A 19,607-nucleotide genomic window follows, 5' to 3' on the forward strand; every position below is an offset into this window, starting at 1 on the left:
GCGCGCTTATGCCGAAAACGACTTAATCCCCTCCGTCCCCTTTTTCGCATGGCCCACACATTGCCGGTCATAGGCTGGGCCGGTTCCATGGGAGGTTGTCACCGCAGCACATTCGGGGGGATCCGGGATGGGTAGAAGTGGCACGGACCAGCAGAGCCGGCGGGTGCCGATGACCCGTGGCCTGGGATTGCGCTTTGCGTTGTTGACGGGCATGGCGATCGGGTTGGTCGCGCTGTCCGCCTTGATCCAGGAACTGCAGGCGGCCTCCACCGCATGGATCGCCGGCCAGGGCTACTGGTCACGGGGGCAGCAGGATGCAACCGCTGCGCTGAGCCGCTACCTGGCGCGTGGCCATGCCCAGGACCTGGATGACGCGCGCCAGGCGCTGCGGATTCCGTTGGGGGATCTGCAGGCCCGGCTGGCGCTGGAACAGGCGGTACCGGACGAGGAGAAGGCCAGGCAGGGCTTCCTGCTGGGCGGCAACGCGCGCGCCGATATTCCGCGCCTGGTGTTCTCGTTCCGCTATGCACGCGACATCGGTGCATTCCGGGAAGCAACCACGCTGTGGCGACAGACCGATGATGACCTGTTGGCCGTGCAGCGGCTGGTCGCCGAGCTGCAGTCGGGGCATGCCCAGGGGGCGCTGCCAGTGGCGGACCGCGACCGGTACCTGCAGCAGCTGCGTGATCTGGACCGGCGGCTGCAGGTGCAGGCACAGGCATTTTCCCAAGCGTTGCTGCGCATGGCCACGATGGTGCGGATCGCCACGCTTGTGGTCGGTGGGCTGTCGGTGCTGGCGATCAGCCTGATGGCTGTCGCGCTGGCGCGCCGCGTCGGCAAGGACCTGACCGAGCACGAAAGCCGCTTTCGTGCGGCCTTCTACCAGGCCAATGTCGGCATGCTCAAGCTCGACACAGACGGCAAGGTGATCGAAGCCAACCAGGCGATGGCCGATATCCTCGACTACCGACGCGACGTGCTGCTGCAGATGTCGCTCGGTGATCTGTTGATGGAAGGCGAACTGGTCATCGATGGCGTCGGCCGCATTGACTGGGACCGGCAGCTGCGGCCGAGTGAGCTGCGCTTCTGCCGCCGCGATGGCAGCCTGGTGTGGGGGCGCTGGAGTGGCACCGGTGTGCGCAGCGCGGGAGGCGGCCTGTCGGTGTTTGCGATCATCGAGGATGTCAGCCAGAACCATGCTCTGGCACGCGAGATCGAACATCACGCCAGCCACGATCCGCTGACCGGCCTGATCAACCGACGCGAGATCGAGCGGCTGCTGGAGCGTTCGCTGCTGCAGGTGCGCAGCGACGGCGGTACGCATGCGCTGTGCTACATCAACCTGGACCATTTCAAGCTGGTCAATGACAGCTTCGGCCACGCGGCGGGCGACCAGATGCTGCGCAGCTTCGCCGATTATCTGGTTGCCGCGGTGCGCGATGGCGACTGGGTAGGCCGGCTGGGCGCCGACGAGTTCGCCGTGTTCCTCGCCCATGCCGGGCAGGACGAGGCCAAGCGGGTGCTGCAGCGGGTGATCCGCAACCTGGGGCAGGCAACCTTCCCGATCAGCGAGGGCAGTCCGCAGCTGAGCTGCAGCATCGGCGTGGTCGAAGTCAGTGCCGATGCGCCGGACGTGAACTGGTTGATGAGTGCCGCCGACAGCGCCTGCTATGCGGCCAAGCAGGCCGGGCGCAACCGCGTGCACTGCTTCAACGAGAACCGCATGGCACTGGAGGAACGGCGGCAGGAGGCCGAGCGCCTGCAGGGCGTCAGCCTGGCGATGGCCGAGAATCGCATGGTGCTGTATGCACAGCGCATCGCCCGCGTGGGTGATCCTTCCTACCTGCATTACGAGGTGCTGGTGCGCATGCGCGGTACCGACGGCAGCCTGCACCTGCCCGGACAGTTCATGCCGGCGGTGGAGCGCTATGGCATGGCGGTTGCGCTGGATCGTCACGTGCTCGGGCTGCTGTTCCGCCACCTGCAGGTGTGCCCGGCACACGTGCGCCAGCTGGGCCTGTGCAACGTCAACGTCTCGGCGCAGTCGATCGCCGAGCCGGGATTCCTCGCCTTCGTCTGCGACCTGCTTGAGCGCAACCGCGCGCTGGCCTCCAAGCTGTGCTTCGAGATCACCGAGACCGCGGCGATCAGCAACCTCAGCCAGGCCCGTGCGTTCATCGATGCGGTCAAGGCGCGGGGCTGCCGGATGGCACTGGATGACTTCGGCTCCGGCCTGTCTTCTTTCGGCTATCTGCGCCAGTTGCCGGCGGACATCCTGAAGATCGACGGCGCCTTCGTGCGGGACATGGATACAGACCCGGTCAGCCACGCCACGGTGCGTGCGATCAGCGAGCTCGGGCGCGAGCTGCAGATGGAAGTGGTGGCCGAGTGGGTGGAGACCGCCGAGGTTGCCGGTGCGCTGACCCGGCTTGGCGTGCAGGGCCTGCAGGGCTATGCCATCGAACGCCCGCAGCCGCTGGAGCGGTTGACCCTGGCCGATCTGCGCCCGGTGCGGCTGGTCGCGGTGAAGGGGCCGCCGGGGGCTGGCTGAACGGCGTGGCGGCGACTTTGGTCTACACGTGCGCTGCAGCCGCGGCTGCGATAATGCCCGCCAGGGGCGACGCGCAGTGGGCGCGGGCGTAAGCAGGAACAGGACGTGGCGTGGGCGGCAGGCAGTGGCAGTACGGAACAGGAGCGGTGCTGGTCGTGCTGCTGGCGTGGTTGGCGATGCCGTGGCCGCTTCAGGCCGCCGTGGCCGTGTCGGGCCGCGATTATCTGCTGGTGGGAGGCGCCACCGACGAACCGACCCCACATCGCGCGTGCACGCCGCACATGCTGTCGGGTCCGCGCCAGCAGGTGCTGGTGCCGGCTCCGCAGGAAGGCTGGTCGGGCCAGCCTCAGGCGCTGGACGTGTTCAATGTCTTTGCCGGCGAAGTGCGGGTACAGCACGGTGACCGCGAAATCTGCGGCAACATGCACGACGCCCGCACCCGTGATTCGCGCTTCCGTGCAGGCATCGGCCTGGTGGCCGTACCGCCGGCCGGCAGCCAAGAGCCGTTCCTGGTTTCCTGGCAGACGCCGCTGAAGGCGCGCTGGGTACCGACCCTGCGGCTGGGCGCGCCCAGCCCGGTGCAGCAGAACGACACCGCCCGCCTGCTGATGCGTGCTGCCTGCATCGCCGTGGCGATCGCACTGGCGCTGTCGGCGTTGATGGCCTTCCTGACCACGCGCGATCGCAGCTTCCTGGTTTACGTCGCCGGCACCACGGTGCTGGTGCTGTGGCAGGCGATCCTCGGTGGCCTCAGCGGCTACCCGGAGCCGTGGCTGCCGGTGGGGGAGCGTGGGGCCTGGTGGCTGCTCTCGCTGACCGCCGCCACCCAGGCGCTGGTACTGCCGGCACTGTGGCGGCTGAACGGCGGTGACCGCGTATGGCCACGGTCGCGGCCGCTGCAGGCGACCGTGCTGTGGGGCCTGCTGGCGCTGGCCGTACTGGTGCCGTGGCTGCGCTGGGAACAGCTGGCCTGGGTCGCGCAGGGCCTACAGGTGTCCTATCTGCTGGGATGTGGCCTGGCATTGCTGATGGGCGTATGGGCCCGTTGGCGTGGCGACCGTTGGTCGCAGGCGGGACTGGCCGCGTTGGCACCGATGCTGGTCCTGATCATCGCCGATGCCTGCCGTGCGGAATGGCTGTTGGAATACCGGGTCGAAGCACTGCAGCTGTCGGTGACCTGGCTGCTGATGATGGCCGCCTATGCCATGAACCAGCGGCTGGGCCGGCTGCGCCAGCAGCGCGATGAACTGCGTCAGCTGGCCGAAACCGACGTCCTGACCGGACTGCCGAATCGCCGCGCCGGCCTGCAGCAGCTGGCCCGTCACCTGGCACAGGTCGACCGTGAGCGTGGCTCGCTGGTGATCGGCTTCCTCGACATCGACCTGTTCAAGGACATCAACGACCGCCATGGCCACGGGGTGGGGGACCAGGTACTGGTGGCGGTGGCACGCGCGCTGCGCGCTGCGGTGCGCAGCCAGGACGAAGTGGTGCGGATGGGCGGCGAGGAGTTCCTGCTGCTGATGCCCGGCATGCCGCGCGAGGCGGCGTCGGCGCGGCTGGAGCGCCTGCGCCAGCGCATCACCGAGGCCGGGCAGGGCCTGCAGGTGCCGGGGCTGGAAGTGACCGCCAGCATCGGCCTGGCGCAGTGGCGGCCGGGCGAGGACGATCTGGCCGGGCTGTTGCGGCGGGCCGATCATGCCATGTACGTGGCCAAGCGGGCGGGCCGGAACCGGGTGTTCGACGGCGAAGAGCTCGATCCGCCCGGCCTGGCATGAAGCGCTGCGGGCGGCGATGCCGGATAATAGGGCGATGACCACCCGACTCAACAAACATATCGCCGACACCGGCTTCTGCTCCCGCCGCGAGGCCGATCGCCTGATCGCCGCCCGCCGGGTCACCGTCAACGGCCATCCGGCCGGCACTGGCGCGGTGGTGGGCGAAGAAGACCAGGTGCTGGTCGATGGCCAGCCGCTGCGCGCGCGCGTGGCCCGCAAGCCCGGCGCCCGCCGCCATGTCTACATCGCGCTGAACAAGCCGGTGGGTGTCACCTGCACGACCGAAACCTCGGTCAAGGGCAACATCGTCGATTTCGTCGGCCACGAGCAGCGCATTTTCCCGATCGGGCGCCTGGACAAGGAATCCGAAGGCCTGATCCTGATGACCAGCAACGGCGACATCGTCAACCAGATCCTGCGTGCCGAGAACGGCCACCAGAAGGAGTACCTGGTGGCGGTGAACAAGCCGGTTACCGATGAGTTCCTGCGCGGCATGGCGCGCGGTGTGCGCATCCACGACCAGATGACGTTGCCGTGCAAGACCTCGCGCATCGCCAAGTTCGGTTTCCGCATCACCCTGCAGCAGGGCCTGAACCGGCAGATCCGCCTGATGGCCGCCGAATTCGGCTATCGCGTGACCCAGCTGCGCCGCGTGCGCATCGACAACATCAAGATCGGCGCGTTGAAGCCGGGCCAGTGGCGCAACCTGACCGAGCAGGAGCTGCAGGGCCTGTTGCCGAAGCAACTGGACTGGTAAACGGCCTCTGTAGAGCCGAGCCCATGCTCGGCTGCCTTTTGTCCGGGTACAGCCGAGCATGGGCTCGGCTCTACATCGGCTAGACTCCGCAGTGACCTGCCGGAATGTGACGCTGCATGATCAAGCCCGACAAGCCTGCCAACGAAGCCCTCCGGCTCGAGGCGCTGTACCGCTACCGGATCCTTGATTCGCAGCGCGAGAAGTCATTCGACGACCTGGTGGCGATCGCCAAGGCGGTCTGCGGTACCTCGATGGCGGCGGTGACCCTGATCGATGTCGAGCGGCAGTGGTTCAAGTCGATCCAGGGCATCGACGCGGCAGAGAACCTGCGCAGCGAATCGATGTGTGGCCACGCCATCCTGCAGCCGCAGGAAATCATGGTGGTCGAGGACGCGTTGCAGGACATCCGCTTCCACGACAACCCGGTGGTGACCGGCGACCCGCACATCCGCTTCTACGCCGGTGCGCCACTGATCAGTTCCGATGGCCTGCCACTGGGTACGTTGTGCGTGTTCGATGCACATCCGCAGCACCTGCCCAGCGACAAGGCCGAGGCACTGGCCGCTCTGTCACGGCAGGTGATGCTGGTGATGGAGCTGCGCCGTTTCGCGCTCGACATCCAGAAGCACATGCTGGAACGCGATGACTACGAGCGCCTGCTGTCGGAGTACCAGGACGTGCTGCTGGCGCAGAATGCCGACCTGGCCGAGCAGAGCCGCACCGATGCGTTGACCGGACTGCCGAACCGCCGCGCGATGGCGGCGGCACTGGAAGAGGCGGTGGCGGAGATCGATGGGCAACCGGGAGTGGCCTGCGTGGCCCTGCTGGACATCGATCACTTCAAGCACATCAACGATTTCCAGGGCCACGCCACCGGCGACCGGGTGCTGGCCGAGCTGGGCGTGCTGCTGCGCTCGCATTTCGCCGGCCGTGGCATGGCCGCGCGCTATGGCGGCGAGGAGTTCGTGGCGGTGATGCCGGGCACTGATCTGCGTACGGCCGAACTGCAATGCGAGTTCCTGCGCCTGGCCGTGGCAGACCTTCCGCTGGGTTTCCCGGTCACGATCAGCATCGGCGTTGCCCAGCACCAGGCAGGTGAAAGCGTGGATGACATGCTGGCGCGCGCCGACAAGGCGCTGTACCGGGCCAAGGGCAACGGTCGCAACCGGGTGGAACGGGCGGGCTGAGCCCTGCATGCAGTAGGTCCACGCCCTGCGTGGATGATTTTGCCGATGGAATAACGCCGTGTCGCGGCCTGTGCGATTGTGCCCGGCGAATATGCCGTTCCTGTTCCCACGGACGCCGACCATGCTGCAGACCCTGGCCATCGCCCACTATCGTTCGCTGCACGGGCTGGTCCTGCCGCTGCAGCAGTTGAACGTGGTGACCGGTGATAACGGCAGTGGCAAGTCCAGCCTGTACCGCGCGCTGCGCCTGCTGGCGGAGACCGCACAGGGCGGCGTTGCGGCGGTGCTGGCCCGCGAAGGGGGGCTGGGTTCGGCGCTGTGGGCCGGCCCCGAATCCATCGATCGCCGGGTTGCGGCCGGCGATATCCCGCTGCAGGGTGGCCCTCGGCAGGCATCGGTGGGATTGAAGCTCGGCTTCACCACCGACGAATTCGGCTATGCCATCGACCTGGGCTATCCGCCGCCCAGCCGTTCGGCGTTTGCGCTGGATCCGCAGATCAAGGCGGAGGCGATCTGGGCCGGGCCATTCCTGCGCAGCGCCAACCTGCTGGTTGATCGCCGTGGGGTAATGGTGCGGCAACGTCATGCGCGCGGCTGGGATCTCGTGGATGACCGGTTGTCGCTGTTCGACAGCCTGTTCACCCAGGTCGGCGATCCGCAGCGCATGCCGGAAACCTTCGCCTTGCGTGAGTACATCCGTCGCTGGCGCTTCTACGACCATTTCCGCAGCGACGCCCATGCCCCGGCGCGACAACCGGCGATGGCCACGCGCACGCCGGTGCTGCATCACGACGGCCGGGATCTGGCGGCAGCGTGGGTGACCATTCTCGAGATCGGAGATCCGGTCGCGTTGGCACGCAGCGTCGACGATGCGTTCCCCGGCGCCACGGTCGGCTTCGAAGAGCTGGACGGTCGACTGGCCCTGCGCTTCCACCAGCCGGGGTTGCTGCGGCCGTTGTCGATGGCCGAACTGTCCGACGGTACGCTGCGCTTCCTGCTGCTGGCTGCTGCGCTGCACACGCCACGCCCGCCGCCGCTGCTGGTGCTCAACGAGCCGGAGACCAGCCTGCATCCGGACCTGCTGCCGGCGCTGGCGCGGCTGATCATCGCGGCCAGTGCGCGCAGCCAGGTGTGGGTGGTGTCACACGCCAGCCGGTTGATCGCAGCACTGGAGCAAGCGCCCGGCTGTCATTCGCTGCACCTGCACAAGGAACAGGGCCGCACGCTGCTGAGCGGGCAGGGCCTGCTGGATGCTCCGGCATGGCACTGGCCGCAGCGTTGATACGGCCATCCACGCCCTGCGTGGACGCGCTCAATCGGCGATGTTGCGTGCCTCGGCCGTGCCAAGGATTTCCGGATGCTGCACCGGCTTGCGGCGGTTCAGCAGCGGATGCAGGAACACCGCGCCGACGATGACTGCCACGCCCAGGTAGAACCACGGGGTGACCTCGTGCTGCTCGCGCAGCAGCACCACCGCCAGCACCACCGCATAGACCGGTTCCAGGTTGGTCACCAGCTGCACCGTGTAGGCGCTCAGGTGGCGCAGCGCGACCAGGGCCAGGGCGAACGGCAGCAGCGTGCAGAAGCCGGCCAGGACCAGTAGCAGGATGCCGTCGTGCAGGTCCGGAACCACCCACAGCGGGCTGGCCAGCGCCGGCAGCAGGTAGGGCATCAGCGGTGCCAGCAGGGTCAGGGTGAGGGTGCCCGCACCCAGCTCCAGTGCGGTGACCGTGAGCGGATCCGCGTGGCTGACCATGCGCTTGTTGAGCGAGCCGAACACTGCCACCAGCAGCGCCGAGATCGCGCCGATCAACACACCGAGGCGCATGCCATCGGGCACGCCGCCGACCACCAGCGCAACACCCGGCAGCACCGCCAGGCCGAACGCCAGTTCACGCAGCTGGAACGGCCGCTTGGCCACCCATGGCTCGATGATCGAGGTGAACACCGGCGCCAGCGCGATGCAGGTGGCGGCCACCGAGGCGTTGGCCAGCTTCACCGCGCCGTAGAACGTCAGCCAGTGCAGGGCGACCAGCGCGCCGATGCCGGCGTAGCCGGCCACCAGCCGCAGGGGCAGGGTGCGCAGCCCGCGCCAGACCCGTGGCAGCAGGGCCAGCATCGCCGTCACCAGCAGCATGCGCCACCACACCAGCGGCAGTGCGGGCAGGGTGATCAGTTTGCCGAGGATGGCGGTGATGCCCCACAGCAGGACACAGAAATGGATCTGCCACAGCGCTTTGCGGGTGTCGGGTGTGCTCATCCGCCTATTGTGAGGCAAGCCGATGACCGCAGCGCTATCCGCGTGAGGGATTGCTGGAAGTGTCCACCCGCCGCTGCAGGGCCATCGCCGCCGCCGGGTTGCGCGCCTTGCCCGCGCCGATGCACAGCAGGTAGACCTCGCGCGGCTCTGCCGGGGCCGGCTCGGCCAGGCAGGGCAGGTCGTCCACCGCCTCGCCGCGTGACCAGCGCAGGACGCGTTCGGCCCAGCGCTGCTGCACGGGCGCCGGCAGGCCCTCGTTCAAGCGGGCCTGGCTGCGCTTGATCCGCGCATAGACGAAGCCGGCACTGACATCGCCATGCAATGGCGCCTCGTCACTGTCTTCGATCACCAGCGCCACGCCGTGGCGACGCGCGGCGTCGACCAGTGCCGGGCCATGTGTCTCGGCGTTGCGGACCTCGAGCGCATGCTGCAGCGTCACCCCGTCCAATTGCTTCGGCAGCTGCGCCATCAGGGCACCCAATGCATCGGCGTCGGCCGGATGGCGCGGATCGAACTGCCACAGCAACGGGCCAAGCCGGTCACCGAGCGCGAGTGCTGCCTGCAGGAACGGTGTGGCTGCTTCCACGGTGCTGGACAAGTCGCGGCGCTGCACCAGGTAGCGTGGTGCCTTCATCGCAAAGCGGAAGCCTTCCGGCGTCTGCGCGGCCCACTGCGCGCACTGTGCTGCGGTGGGCGTGCGGTAGAAGGTGCCGTTGATTTCAATGCAGCGCAGGGCACGGCTGGCATGGGCCAGTTCTTCACGCTGCGGCAGGCCCACGGGGTAGAAAACGCCGCCGCGCCATTCGGGAAACACCCAGCCGCCGATGCCGCAGCGGATCTCCGCCTGCCGGGCGGTCGCGGTCACTGGCCGTGGTCCGCGCGCCACGGATCGTAGCTGCCGAACCACCACAGATAGCCTTCCGGGTCGGCGCAGGCGTAGCCACGTCCGCCATAGTCCTGGTCGGCGATGTCGATGACGATGCGGGCACCGGCGGCCTTGGCCCGTGCATAGTGGGCATCGGCATCGGTGACGATCACGCAGGCACTCTGGGTCTGGCGGCCGCCGACCTCGTCGGGCATCGCCGCGTGTTCGCTCCACGCGCTCTGGTTGCTGGCCGAGCCGAGCATGATCATGCCGCTGCCGAAGGTCAGCTGCGCATGGAATACCGTATCGCCATCGGCGTAGACGGCCTGGGCATGGAAGCCGAAGGCGCGCTGCAGCCAGTCGATGGCGGCCTGCGCGTCGCGATAGCGCAGGCACGGAATGATGGTGGAGCCGTTGCTCGGTTGGCCGTTCCCGCCCATGACACCCCTCCTATGGCACAGGGCAGGGTGCGCCGCAGAACGTTACCATCCCGCGAAACCCCGGTGACGGCCTGCACATGGCCGCCACCCCTGTTCGGAGATCGTGCTGGATGAAACCCTGGATTGGAGGAGCCGTGCTGCTGGCGTGCACGACCATCGCGAGTGCTGCCACCCCGGCGCAGCTGCAGGACCTGGATGCGACCGTCGAGCGCGTGCGCGCGCAGTTCGACGTGCCCGGCATTGCCGTGGCGGTGGTCAAGGATGGCGAGGTGGTGCTGGAACGCGGCTGGGGCGTGCGCGAGCAGGGCAAGCCGGAGCCGGTGCAGGCCGATACGCTGTTCGCCATTGCTTCCAACACCAAGGCGTTCACCGCCACCTCGCTGAACCTGCTGGCCGAGGATGGCAAGCTGAAGATGGACGACAAGGTGATCGACCACCTGCCGTCGTTCCGCATGTCCGACCCGTTCGTGACCGGGCAGATGACGATCCGCGACCTGCTGTCGCATCGCAGTGGCCTGAGCCTGGGCGCCGGTGACCTGCTGTTCTGGCCGACCACCTCCTACAGCAATGCCGAAGTGGTGGAGCGGCTGGGCAAGGTGCCGCTGAAGGGCGGTTTCCGCGAGAGCTATGCCTACGACAACATCCTGTACGCGGTCGCCCAGCAGGTGATCGAGCATGTCTCCGGCATGAGCTACCAGCAGTTCCTGCAGACGCGCATCTTCGACAAGGTGGGCATGGCGGGCACGCGCTACAACGCCGATCACCTGAAGCCCGGTGACAAGGCCGCGGTCGGTCACGCCAAGTACGATTTCAAGGACCTGCGCACGGTCGCACCGCTGACCTGGTCGAACAATGCCGGCGCCGGTGGCATCTATTCCAGTGCGCACGACATGGCGCGCTGGATGCAGGTGCAGCTGGCTGAGGGCAAACTGGCCGATGGCACCGCGCTGTTCACCGACAAGAGCCAGCAGCAGATGTGGCGGATGATCACCCCGCAGTCCATCCCGGCGCCGAGCGTGCCGGAGCTGGCACCGGCGCGGGCCAACTTTGCCGGCTACGGCGAAGGCTGGAGCCTGAGCGATTTCCGCGGGCAGAAGCTGGTCTGGCACACCGGAGGCTGGCCGGGCATGGTTTCGCGGCTGACCCTGGTGCCGGGCGAGAAGCTGGGCGTGGTGGTACTGACCAACCAGGAAGTGGGCGCGGCGTTCAATGCGATCACGCTGAGCGTGCTCGATGCCTATCTGGGCGGCGAGAAGCACGACTGGGTGGACGCCTATGCCAAGGCCGTGGCCAAGGGCCAGGACAAGGCCGACGAAGCCTGGGCCAAGCACCAGAGCGCGCGCGACAAGGGCAGCAAGCCGTCGCTGGCACTGGCCGGCTACACCGGCACCTTCCGTGACCGCTGGTATGGCGACATGCAGATCAGTGCCGAGGGCAAGGGCCTGCGCCTGCGCTTCATGAAGACCGCGCAGCTGAGCGGGCGCCTGGAGCACTGGCAGCACGACACCTTCATCGTGCGCTGGGACGACCGTTCGCTCAACGCCGACGCGTTCGTGAACTTCAGCCTGGACCCGGACGGCAAGGTACGCGAGGTGCGCATGCAGTCGATCTCCGACCTGACCGATTTCAGCTTCGATTTCCAGGACCTGCTGTTCACCCCGAGTGACGGGTAAATGCCGACCTTGGTCGGTATGCGGTAAGGCGCCCACCAAGGTGGGCGACTACCGGGGGAGCGGGTGATCATCGGCTGGCGTACACATCCGGCGTGGGATACTTCGCCGCTTGCAAGAGGCGAGGGAATGCAATGTTCCGTTGGTTTGAATCCCTGATCCCGGTGTTCCCGCCCGTGGATGGGCGCATGCCGCCGCGCAAGGTGCTGCCGTTCTACCTGCACTACCTGCGCCCGGTATGGCCGGTGCTGCTGGCCACGCTCATCGCCGGCCTGCTGCTGGCGTTGGTGGAAGTGGCGATGTTCGACTACCTGGGCCGCATCGTCGACATGGTCGCCGAGCAGCCGGGCGCCGACTTCTTCAAGCGCCACGCCAATGAACTGGGCTGGATGCTGTTCATCACGGTCATCGCGCGGCCGATCCTGGTCGGCCTGCACAACCTGCTGGTCAACCAGGCGATCGTGCCCGGCCTGAGCAACCGCTCGCGCTGGCTGATGCACAACTACGTGGTGCGGCAGAGCCTGAGCTTCTTCCAGAACGACTTTGCTGGCAGCGTCGCCAACCGGGTGATGCAGACCGGTACCTCGCTGCGCGAGTCGGCGGTGCAGATGGTCGACTCGCTCTGGTACATCGTGGTCTATACCGGCACCGCGCTGTACCTGTTCGCGCAGGCCGACTGGCGGTTGATGGTGCCGCTGATCCTGTGGCTGCTGGCCTACGCGGTGATCCTGGCCTACTTCGTGCCGCGGGCGAAGGAACGGGCATGGATCGCTTCCGAAGCACGTTCGAAGGCAATGGGCCGCATCGTTGATGGCTACACCAACATTCCCACGCTGAAGCTGTTCGCCCATGGCGGACGCGAGCAGGCCTACGTGGCCGAGTCGATCCAGGAACTGGCGGTCAAGCACCGCGCACAGACCCGCATCACCACCGGCATGGACCTGACCATCGCCATCGTCAACGGCTTCCTGATTGCCGGTACCTGTGGGCTCGCGCTGTGGCTGTGGAATGGCGGCCACATCACCGTGGGCGCGATCACCCTGGCCACAGGCCTGGTGATCCGTATCCACAACATGTCCGGCTGGATCATGTGGACCATCAACGGCATCTTCGAGGACATCGGCACGGTGCAGGATGGCATCACCACCATCGCCCAGCCGCTGACCGTGCAGGACCACGAGGATGCGGTGCCGCTGCAGGTGACCCGTGGCGGCGTGCACTTCCAGGACATCCATTTCCATTACGGCAAGAAGGGCGGCGTGATCGCCGGCCTGGACCTGGTGGTGAAGCCGGGAGAGAAGATCGGCCTGGTCGGTCCGTCCGGTGCCGGCAAGTCGACCCTAGTCAACGTACTGCTGCGCCTGTACGACCTGGAAAGCGGCCGCATCCTGATCGACGATCAGGACATTGCCTACGTTACGCAGGAAAGCCTGCGCCAGCAGATCGGCGTGGTGACCCAGGACACCTCGCTGCTGCATCGCTCGATCCGCGACAACCTGCTGTACGGCCGTCCGGACGCGACCGATGAGCAGTTGCGCGCAGCCGTAGCCAAAGCACGTGCCGAAGCCTTCATCGATACGCTGGTGGACGGGCAGGGGCGTCGTGGCTACGACGCGCATGTGGGCGAGCGTGGCGTGAAGCTGTCCGGTGGCCAGCGCCAACGCATCGCCATTGCCCGCGTGCTGCTGAAGGATGCACCGATCCTGGTGCTGGACGAAGCGACTTCGGCGCTGGATTCGGAAGTGGAAGCGGCGATCCAGGACAGCCTGGACCAGCTGATGGGCGGCAAGACGGTGATCGCCATCGCGCACCGGCTGTCGACCATCGCGCGCATGGACCGGCTGGTGGTGATGGACCAGGGCCGCATCGTCGAGACCGGCACCCATGCCGAGCTGATTGCCGCCGGTGGCCTGTATGCGCGCTTGTGGGCGCGGCAGACCGGTGGCTTTGTGGCTGCCGATCAGTGATCGCTCTGCTGCTGGCCCTCAGCCTGGCAACCACGGCCGCAGCCACCGCACCGGCACCCGTGGAAGGCGACCAGCTAGAGCAGGTCATCCTGCTCAGCCGCCACAACCTGCGCGCGCCGGTGGTGACGTCGGGCGCGCTGGCCAATGCCACTCCGGAGCGCTGGCCAAGCTGGGACGTGGGCGCAGGCGAGCTCACCACCAAGGGCGGCGTGCTGGAGGTCTACATGGGCCGTTACATGGGCCAGTGGCTGCGTCAGGCGCAGCTGTTGCCGGCTTCGGGTTGCCCGCAGCTGGCTGACTTCCACGCCCATGCCAACAGCCTTCAGCGCACCCAGGCCACCGCGCAGTTCTTCGTTGCCGGTGCCTTCCCGGGCTGTCATGTCGCGGTCGAGCAGCGCATGGCGCTGGGCACGATGGATCCGTTGTTCAATCCGGTGATCCATAACAGAGACACGGTCTTCCGCGAGCACGCGCTGTCGGCAATGCAGCGAGCGTTGGCCGCATCGGAACTGGCACCGGCACTGTCCGTGGTGGAGCAGATCACCCGCTACCCGCAGTCGGCGGCCTGTGCGGGGCACAGCGAATGCCATCTGATGCTGGCCGACACGACCTTCAATGCGGAACCGGGCAAGGAACCACGCGCGTCCGGTTCGCTGGCCCTGGCCAGCGGGTTGGTCGATGCCTTGTTGATGGAGCACTACCAGGGCAGTGGCATCCCCCGCGAAGGCTGGGGCCGATTGAACACGGAGGCCCAATGGCAGGCGCTGGCGCAGATCCGCAACCGCTACCAGGACATCCTGTTCGGAACGCCCGAGGTGGCGCGGGATGTGGCCGGACCGCTGCTGGAACGATTGGGCGCGCTGTTCGAAGATCCGGCAACGCCGAGGGTGACCCTGCTGGTCGGCCATGACTCCAACATCGGGTCCGTGCTCGCCGCGCTGGGAATCAGCGACTACACCCTGCCAGGGCAGTACGAGAAGACGCCGATCGGCGGCCTGCTGCAGTTCGAGCGTTGGCGTGACCGCCGAAGCGGTGGCGGGCGTTTCCGCCTGGCCTACGTCTACCCGACCACTGCGCAATTGCGCGATGCGCTGTCGTTGACGGAAGCGCAGCCGCCGGGCCGTGTCGTGCTGTCATTGCCAGGCTGCGATCCAAGGGGTTGCAGCATCGTGCAGTTCCAGCAGCTGCTGCAGCGCGCCCATCGCTGAAACAAGGGTCTATCGCAGCGGTGTGCGTACGATGCCATGGGTGGCCATCAACGTAAGGTCGCCACCCAGCCGTGGGGAATGGAACGGTCCGCGTGCATGCGCGGCATCGAACAGCCCGCCATCGGGTGAGCGCAACCGGTAGAACTCGACCCAGCCGCTGGCATGCAGTGGCAGCTGTGCCACACCGGTGTGTTGGTTGAACCACACGGGGTCGTTGCTGCCCTCGATGACCCTGCGGGCAAGCCGGTCAATGGCATGGCCCTTGCTGGCATACCAGTCCTGGCCGCGCAGTCGTGCCAGCTCGGCCATCATTACCAGCGGCGCCAATGCGTAGTCGTGGTAGTGCAGGGCACGTTGCCCGCGGGCCATCTCCAGCGGCAGGCTGCCATCGTCCTGGATGTCATCGACGCCTTTCTGGAATGCCGCGTGGCCGGCCTGCCACAGAGCATCGTCGTCGGTAGCCAGGCCGGTGGCCAGTACGCCCAGGCCGCCCCAGTAGTAGTGGTTGTTGCGGCGCCGTTTCGGGCTGTCCCAGTACGCCAGGTTGGCCCGTGCCAGCTTCTGCAGCCATAGGTCGATGCGTGCTCGCTGCCGGGCATCGGCCTGGTCGTGCACTTTCAAATAGGCCATGGCCACTGCATCGAGCATCCATTGCCGCATGTAGAACGACTGGTCGTTGTTGACCCGGATCATCTGCCCGAGCATGGCGCCATCGTCGGCCCATGCACCCAGCCACATCAGCGTGCATTTCGCCGCCGCCGGGTCGCCGTTGCGCAGGTAGTCATCGCTCATGCGCGCCACGTCGGCGGCATAGCGGTCCAGTGGCGCGGTGGCATCCTTGTTCTGCTGCTGCAGTGCCGGGTCGATGACCGAGCCCACCTTGTCGGTGTAGTAGCCAAGAGCGCGGATGTCCGGCTGGCCGGGCGGCGGCGGGGGGCAGGCGGCGAAGGCAGGACCGGCCGCCAGGGCAGCGGAGAGGAGGCCAAGGTGTAGCACCGGGGAGGGCATGGGAACCTGCAGGGACGGGGAGGCGATGCGAACGATGCGCCCGGAGTCGTTTGCCAGCTGTGAGGCCGCACAGGCCCGGTTTGCAAGTATTCAGGGCCGGAGCGGCGCCTGAAGCTCAAGAGTTGGCTAGTCTGTCGTCATCAATTCAGCGGGAGGGAGTGGCGATGAGAATCACGGATTTTCTCGTGATGGACGGCGAGGGTGACGAGATCCCAGCTGATCCGCATGGTAACCATGTGGCTTTCAACTGTTTCGAGTGCGGATACCCGGTAGTGGCGGGCTCATTGGAAAACGAGCGTGGCAGTGATGAGGATTGTCCTGCCGCCTGTCGTGGCTGTGGTGCCGAGTACTTCGTAGATCTGCGGCTGAGCTCCAAGAAAATGTACATCCATCTGCTCTGACCCGGCAGCAGCCCAAGCAGGGGCGAACAAAAAAAGCGGCCCGGGTTTCCCCGGGCCGCTCCGCTTCATCTCACACCGTCCCGATCACTCGATCGGCTGGTCCAGCATCAGCTGGCGTGCGAAGCGCACCGGCGGTGCGCCGTAGGACAGCACCTGGTCGTGGTAGGCCTTCAGGTTGAACTTGTCGCCCAGCTTCTCCTGCACCGCCTTGCGGGTGTCGAAGTGTTCCTGCGCACCAACGAAGTAGGTCGGCAGCTGCGCCGAGGTCAGCTGTGCGCGCACCCACTTGCCCGAGGCTTCGCTTTCCTGCTGGAACGCATCGTGGGTCATCAGGTGCATCGCCTTCTCGCGATCCCAGTTGTCCACGTGCACGCCCTGGTCGAGGATCGCGTTGGAGATCGTGCGCAGGTAGAACTTGAGCTGCACCAGGTGGAACAGCGGGTCGTTGTTGAGGTAACCCTGCTCCTGCATCATGCGCTCGGTGTAGACCGCCCAGCCCTCGGCGAACAGGCCCGAACGCAGTACCGCACGCAGGGTGGAGGGGAACTTGGCCGAATGCCAGCCTTCCAGGTAATGGCCCGGGGTGCCTTCGTGGATGCTCAGCAGGTGGATCATGCGCGAGTTGTACTCACGCAGGAACGAGTCGACCTGCTTGTCGTTCCAGTCGTCCGGAATCGGCGACACGGCGTAGAAGGTCTTCAGGTTCTTGTCCAGCGGGCCCGGTGAATCGCAGTAGGCCACGGCCACGCCACGCTGGAATTCCGGCATCAGGATGATGTCGACCGGCGCATCGGGCAGCGTCATCAGGTCGTGCTCGCGCACGAACGCGGTGGACTGCTCCAGTGCGGCCTTGGCATCGTCGACCACCTTGTCGCGCGCCGGCTTGTCGGCGTAGGCCAGTTCCAGCGCGGCCTCGATCGCCTTCTGCTGCTGCTCGTCGGTCGGCTGCGCCGGCATTTCCGGCGCACCCGGCTTGTCCTTCAGCACGGTCTGCGCGATGCCGTACATGTCTTCGCGCACGCGCTTGAGTTCGGCACGTGCACGCTCACCGATCTCCTGGCGCGACAGCGACGAGCTCAGCGCGAACTTCAGCTTCTGGTCGTACTTTTCCGCACCGATGCGGAAATCGCCCTTTGCGTTCGGCACCAGGGTCTTGTCCAGCCAGGTCTGCTGCTCGTCCACCGCCTTCTTCAGGCCGTCGATGGCGGCCTGCAGGCGCTGCTGGTCGGCCTGTGGCAGTTCACCGATGTGTGGGGTGATGAAGGTATCGACGATGCTGAGGATGCCCTTGTTCTGCTTGGCCACCGTCTCTGCATGGATCTTCGGCACGCGGGCTGGATCCAGGTTCTCACGTGCCTGGGCGAAGATCGCCGGCAGCTTTTCCATGCGCGCGGTGGCCGACTTCAGGCGCTCCGGCAGCGGTGCGAATTCACGCGCCATCAGGCCATAGATCGCGCTGCCGGCGATGCCGTTGTACAGCTGCGGGTCCCACTTGCCGGACTGCAGCACTTCGGCATTCCAGATTTCCGATTGCAGCTGGTTGCGCAGGATCGCCGCATCCACCTGGTTCTCGCGGCCCAGCTTGGCCACCTCGATCTTGTCCAGTTCGCCCAGCAGCGCCTTGTAGGCGGCCACGGTCTTCTGCTGGCCGGCGGCACTCAGGTCGTCCAGTTCGCTGTCGTAGCGGTGGTCGCCGATCTGGGTGGCGCTGACCGGCGAAAGCTGCATCCAGGTGTCCAGGGCGCGCTTGGACAGATCGGCGAAGGCGGCATCGACCGCTGCGTCACCGGCCTGCTGGCTGGCGGCCGGGGTGGAACCGTTGGTCGGGGCGTCGGCCGGCTGGCAACCGGCGAGGGCGGCGACCAGGGCGAGGGCAAGAAGATGCGGGCGCATCGGCGTTCCTGTACAGGGTCAAACCCCGAGCATAGGGCCCCGGGGCTGCTTTGTCCCCGTGCCATAGGATTACCATGGGCGCAGACACGGACCCTCCAGCGGAGCGCAGGACATGGAATACCAGGGAAGCTGCCATTGCGGCAGGATCGCATTCACCGTACAGGCCGAGGCGCCGATCAGCGACGTCATCGACTGCAACTGCTCGATGTGCCGCCGTCGCGGCAGCCTGCTGTGGTTCGCCCCGCGCGAGGCGTTCCAGTTGGCCACCGATCCGGCGGACGTGGCCACCTATCATTTCAACAAGGCCCATATCGACCATCACCATTGCCGTGAGTGCGGTGTCGCGCGCTACAGCGAAGCGGTGGACCCGCGCACCGGCACGCCGATGGTGGCGGTGAACGTGCGCTGCGTACCGCAGGTGGATCTGGGCACGCTGGCGGTGACTTCCTATGACGGAGCTGCACTGTGAGGCCGATGCGCGCGTGGACGCGCGTGGCGGCGATGCCGGTGCTGCTGCTTGCATTGGCAGCCTGCGCCAAACACGGCGATGCAGCGGCCGATGCGGGCGCCAGTGCCGCCGAAGCTGCCGTCGCTTCACCGGAAGGCGCATTCCTCGCCTACGAACACGACGTGCAGGTGCAGCTTGAAGCGGCGCAGATCGCACCCCGCATCCAGCAGGTGGCACAGGCCTGCCAGAGCGCGAAGTTCGGCGACTGTGCGGTGCTGCAGGTCGATCAGCGCAGTGGCGAGCAGCCCAGCGGCGAGGTCAAGGTACGCATCGCCCCGAAGGGTACCGAGCCGTTGATCGCGATGGCCGGTGAGGGGGGCACGCTGCAGTCGCGCAATACGCGCGCCGAGGATCTCGCACAGGAAGTGGCCGATACGGCACTGACCAAGGCCCGGCTGGAAAAGGAGCACGCGCGGCTGTTGTCCTACCAGGACCGCAAGGACCTGAAGATCGAGGACCTGATGGCGATCACCACGCGGCTGTCGGAGATCGAAGCGGGCGTCGAGCAGGCCAGCAAGGATGCCGCGCAGCAGCGCCGGCGCATCGATACCCAGCTGGTGACGATCCACTTCGGAACCACATCCGGCCAACGCAGCCGCAGCGAGATCGGTGAGGCGCTGAGCGAGTCGGGCAGCATCCTCAGCACCAGCATCGCGTTCCTGATCCGCGCTGTTGCCGCGCTGCTGCCGGTGGCAGTGTTGGCCATGATCGCGGCCTGGGGTGTGCGGGCGTGGTGGCGTCGCCGCCGTCGCAAGCTCCCGCCCAACCTGTGAGGGGAAGGCTGATGCCGGCAGCCAGCCGGCATCAGCCCTCGTCGGTCTCGTACTCGACGAACACATCCAGTTCCAGTGCCAGTTCCTGCACCGCATCGCGCACCTTCTGCGCGGTGCTTTCATTGCCGACTTCCACTTCCAGTTCGTGGATGCCCGGGCCGATGTCATCAGACAGCCCGGCCGAACTGGAATCGTCGTCGTCCATGTGCGGCATCAGGTCGTCGGTTTCCTCGACATGTTCGATGCCGTCCAGGCCGAGCAGCAGGTCGCTGATGGCGCGGGCGTCGTCTTCGGTTCCGGTGATGCGCAGTCGCAGCATGGCCATGGCATAGGTACGTTGTGGG

Annotated in this window: 17 protein-coding genes; 11 read left to right on the plus strand and 6 right to left on the minus strand. The window is 66.8% G+C overall.

Annotated elements, in window-relative coordinates:
• Positions 1 to 127 precede the first annotated feature (127 nt).
• From ACW5IY_RS06970 to ACW5IY_RS06990, 5 genes are all read left to right on the plus strand, one after another.
• A complete protein-coding gene (locus ACW5IY_RS06970; protein ID WP_049433868.1) occupies positions 128 to 2,551 on the plus strand; it encodes a putative bifunctional diguanylate cyclase/phosphodiesterase in 2,424 nt (807 codons plus the stop codon).
• A gap of 110 nt (positions 2,552 to 2,661) precedes the next feature.
• Positions 2,662 to 4,326 carry a diguanylate cyclase gene (locus tag ACW5IY_RS06975; protein WP_049433867.1) on the plus strand — a complete coding sequence of 555 codons (1,665 nt, stop codon included), beginning with the start codon at positions 2,662 to 2,664 and terminating at the stop codon, positions 4,324 to 4,326.
• Positions 4,327 to 4,360: 34 nt separating this feature from the next.
• Positions 4,361 to 5,083: a pseudouridine synthase gene (locus tag ACW5IY_RS06980; RefSeq protein ID WP_005408708.1), complete on the plus strand. Its 723-nt coding sequence runs from the start codon at positions 4,361 to 4,363 to the stop codon at positions 5,081 to 5,083.
• 116 nt (positions 5,084 to 5,199) lie between these two features.
• Positions 5,200 to 6,270: a sensor domain-containing diguanylate cyclase gene (locus tag ACW5IY_RS06985; protein WP_049433866.1), complete on the plus strand. Its 1,071-nt coding sequence runs from the start codon at positions 5,200 to 5,202 to the stop codon at positions 6,268 to 6,270.
• Positions 6,271 to 6,391: 121 nt separating this feature from the next.
• Positions 6,392 to 7,552, plus strand: a complete 1,161-nt coding sequence (locus ACW5IY_RS06990) for an AAA family ATPase (RefSeq protein WP_049433865.1) — start codon at positions 6,392 to 6,394, stop codon at positions 7,550 to 7,552.
• Between the two features lie 30 nt (positions 7,553 to 7,582).
• Here the strand turns inward: ACW5IY_RS06990 and ACW5IY_RS06995 are convergent, their stop codons facing one another.
• The 3 genes from ACW5IY_RS06995 to ACW5IY_RS07005 are packed head-to-tail and all read right to left on the minus strand — an operon-like array spanning position 7,583 to position 9,835.
• Entirely contained in the window at positions 7,583 to 8,530 is a 948-nt protein-coding gene (locus ACW5IY_RS06995; RefSeq protein WP_049433864.1) for a DMT family transporter, read from the minus strand.
• A 34-nt stretch (positions 8,531 to 8,564) separates the two neighbouring features.
• Positions 8,565 to 9,395 carry a DUF72 domain-containing protein gene (locus ACW5IY_RS07000; protein ID WP_049433863.1) on the minus strand — a complete coding sequence of 277 codons (831 nt, stop codon included), beginning with the start codon at positions 9,393 to 9,395 and terminating at the stop codon, positions 8,565 to 8,567.
• The gene (locus ACW5IY_RS07005) at positions 9,392 to 9,835 is read right to left on the minus strand and encodes a VOC family protein (protein ID WP_049433862.1); all 444 of its coding nucleotides are present in this window, start codon (positions 9,833 to 9,835) and stop codon (positions 9,392 to 9,394) included. The genes ACW5IY_RS07000 and ACW5IY_RS07005 overlap by 4 nt, the downstream gene beginning before the upstream one ends.
• A gap of 110 nt (positions 9,836 to 9,945) precedes the next feature.
• Between ACW5IY_RS07005 and ACW5IY_RS07010 the strand changes: the two genes are divergently transcribed.
• The 3 genes from ACW5IY_RS07010 to agp all read left to right on the plus strand — a co-directional run bounded on the left by ACW5IY_RS07010 (position 9,946) and on the right by agp (position 14,680).
• Positions 9,946 to 11,508 carry a serine hydrolase gene (locus tag ACW5IY_RS07010; RefSeq protein ID WP_049433861.1) on the plus strand — a complete coding sequence of 521 codons (1,563 nt, stop codon included), beginning with the start codon at positions 9,946 to 9,948 and terminating at the stop codon, positions 11,506 to 11,508.
• Between the two features lie 131 nt (positions 11,509 to 11,639).
• Positions 11,640 to 13,472, plus strand: a complete 1,833-nt coding sequence (smrA, locus tag ACW5IY_RS07015; RefSeq protein WP_049433860.1) for a multidrug efflux ABC transporter SmrA — start codon at positions 11,640 to 11,642, stop codon at positions 13,470 to 13,472.
• On the plus strand, positions 13,469 to 14,680 hold the full coding sequence (agp, locus tag ACW5IY_RS07020) for a bifunctional glucose-1-phosphatase/inositol phosphatase (protein WP_049433859.1): 1,212 nt from the start codon (positions 13,469 to 13,471) through the stop codon (positions 14,678 to 14,680). The genes smrA and agp overlap by 4 nt, the downstream gene beginning before the upstream one ends.
• A gap of 9 nt (positions 14,681 to 14,689) precedes the next feature.
• Here the strand turns inward: agp and ACW5IY_RS07025 are convergent, their stop codons facing one another.
• The gene (locus tag ACW5IY_RS07025; RefSeq protein ID WP_049433858.1) at positions 14,690 to 15,688 is read right to left on the minus strand and encodes a polysaccharide lyase; all 999 of its coding nucleotides are present in this window, start codon (positions 15,686 to 15,688) and stop codon (positions 14,690 to 14,692) included.
• Positions 15,689 to 15,852: 164 nt separating this feature from the next.
• On the opposite strand from ACW5IY_RS07025, the gene ACW5IY_RS07030 reads away from it, so the two are divergent.
• Positions 15,853 to 16,089: a hypothetical protein gene (locus ACW5IY_RS07030; protein ID WP_049433857.1), complete on the plus strand. Its 237-nt coding sequence runs from the start codon at positions 15,853 to 15,855 to the stop codon at positions 16,087 to 16,089.
• An 84-nt stretch (positions 16,090 to 16,173) separates the two neighbouring features.
• On the opposite strand, the gene ACW5IY_RS07035 is transcribed toward ACW5IY_RS07030, so the two are convergent.
• Entirely contained in the window at positions 16,174 to 17,982 is a 1,809-nt protein-coding gene (locus ACW5IY_RS07035; RefSeq protein ID WP_049433856.1) for a DUF885 domain-containing protein, read from the minus strand.
• A gap of 112 nt (positions 17,983 to 18,094) precedes the next feature.
• Here ACW5IY_RS07035 and ACW5IY_RS07040 point away from each other — a divergent pair, with 112 nt between their 5' ends.
• Together ACW5IY_RS07040 and ACW5IY_RS07045 are read left to right on the plus strand one after the other, a co-directional pair.
• A complete protein-coding gene (locus ACW5IY_RS07040) occupies positions 18,095 to 18,451 on the plus strand; it encodes a GFA family protein (RefSeq protein ID WP_049433855.1) in 357 nt (118 codons plus the stop codon).
• 5 nt (positions 18,452 to 18,456) lie between these two features.
• On the plus strand, positions 18,457 to 19,263 hold the full coding sequence (locus ACW5IY_RS07045; RefSeq protein ID WP_239682844.1) for a DUF4349 domain-containing protein: 807 nt from the start codon (positions 18,457 to 18,459) through the stop codon (positions 19,261 to 19,263).
• Positions 19,264 to 19,294: 31 nt separating this feature from the next.
• Here the strand turns inward: ACW5IY_RS07045 and ACW5IY_RS07050 are convergent, their stop codons facing one another.
• Positions 19,295 to 19,588 carry a hypothetical protein gene (locus ACW5IY_RS07050; protein WP_005415831.1) on the minus strand — a complete coding sequence of 98 codons (294 nt, stop codon included), beginning with the start codon at positions 19,586 to 19,588 and terminating at the stop codon, positions 19,295 to 19,297.
• Between the last annotated feature and the right edge of the window lie 19 nt (positions 19,589 to 19,607).

This window comes from Stenotrophomonas sp. C-A, assembly GCF_054030835.1.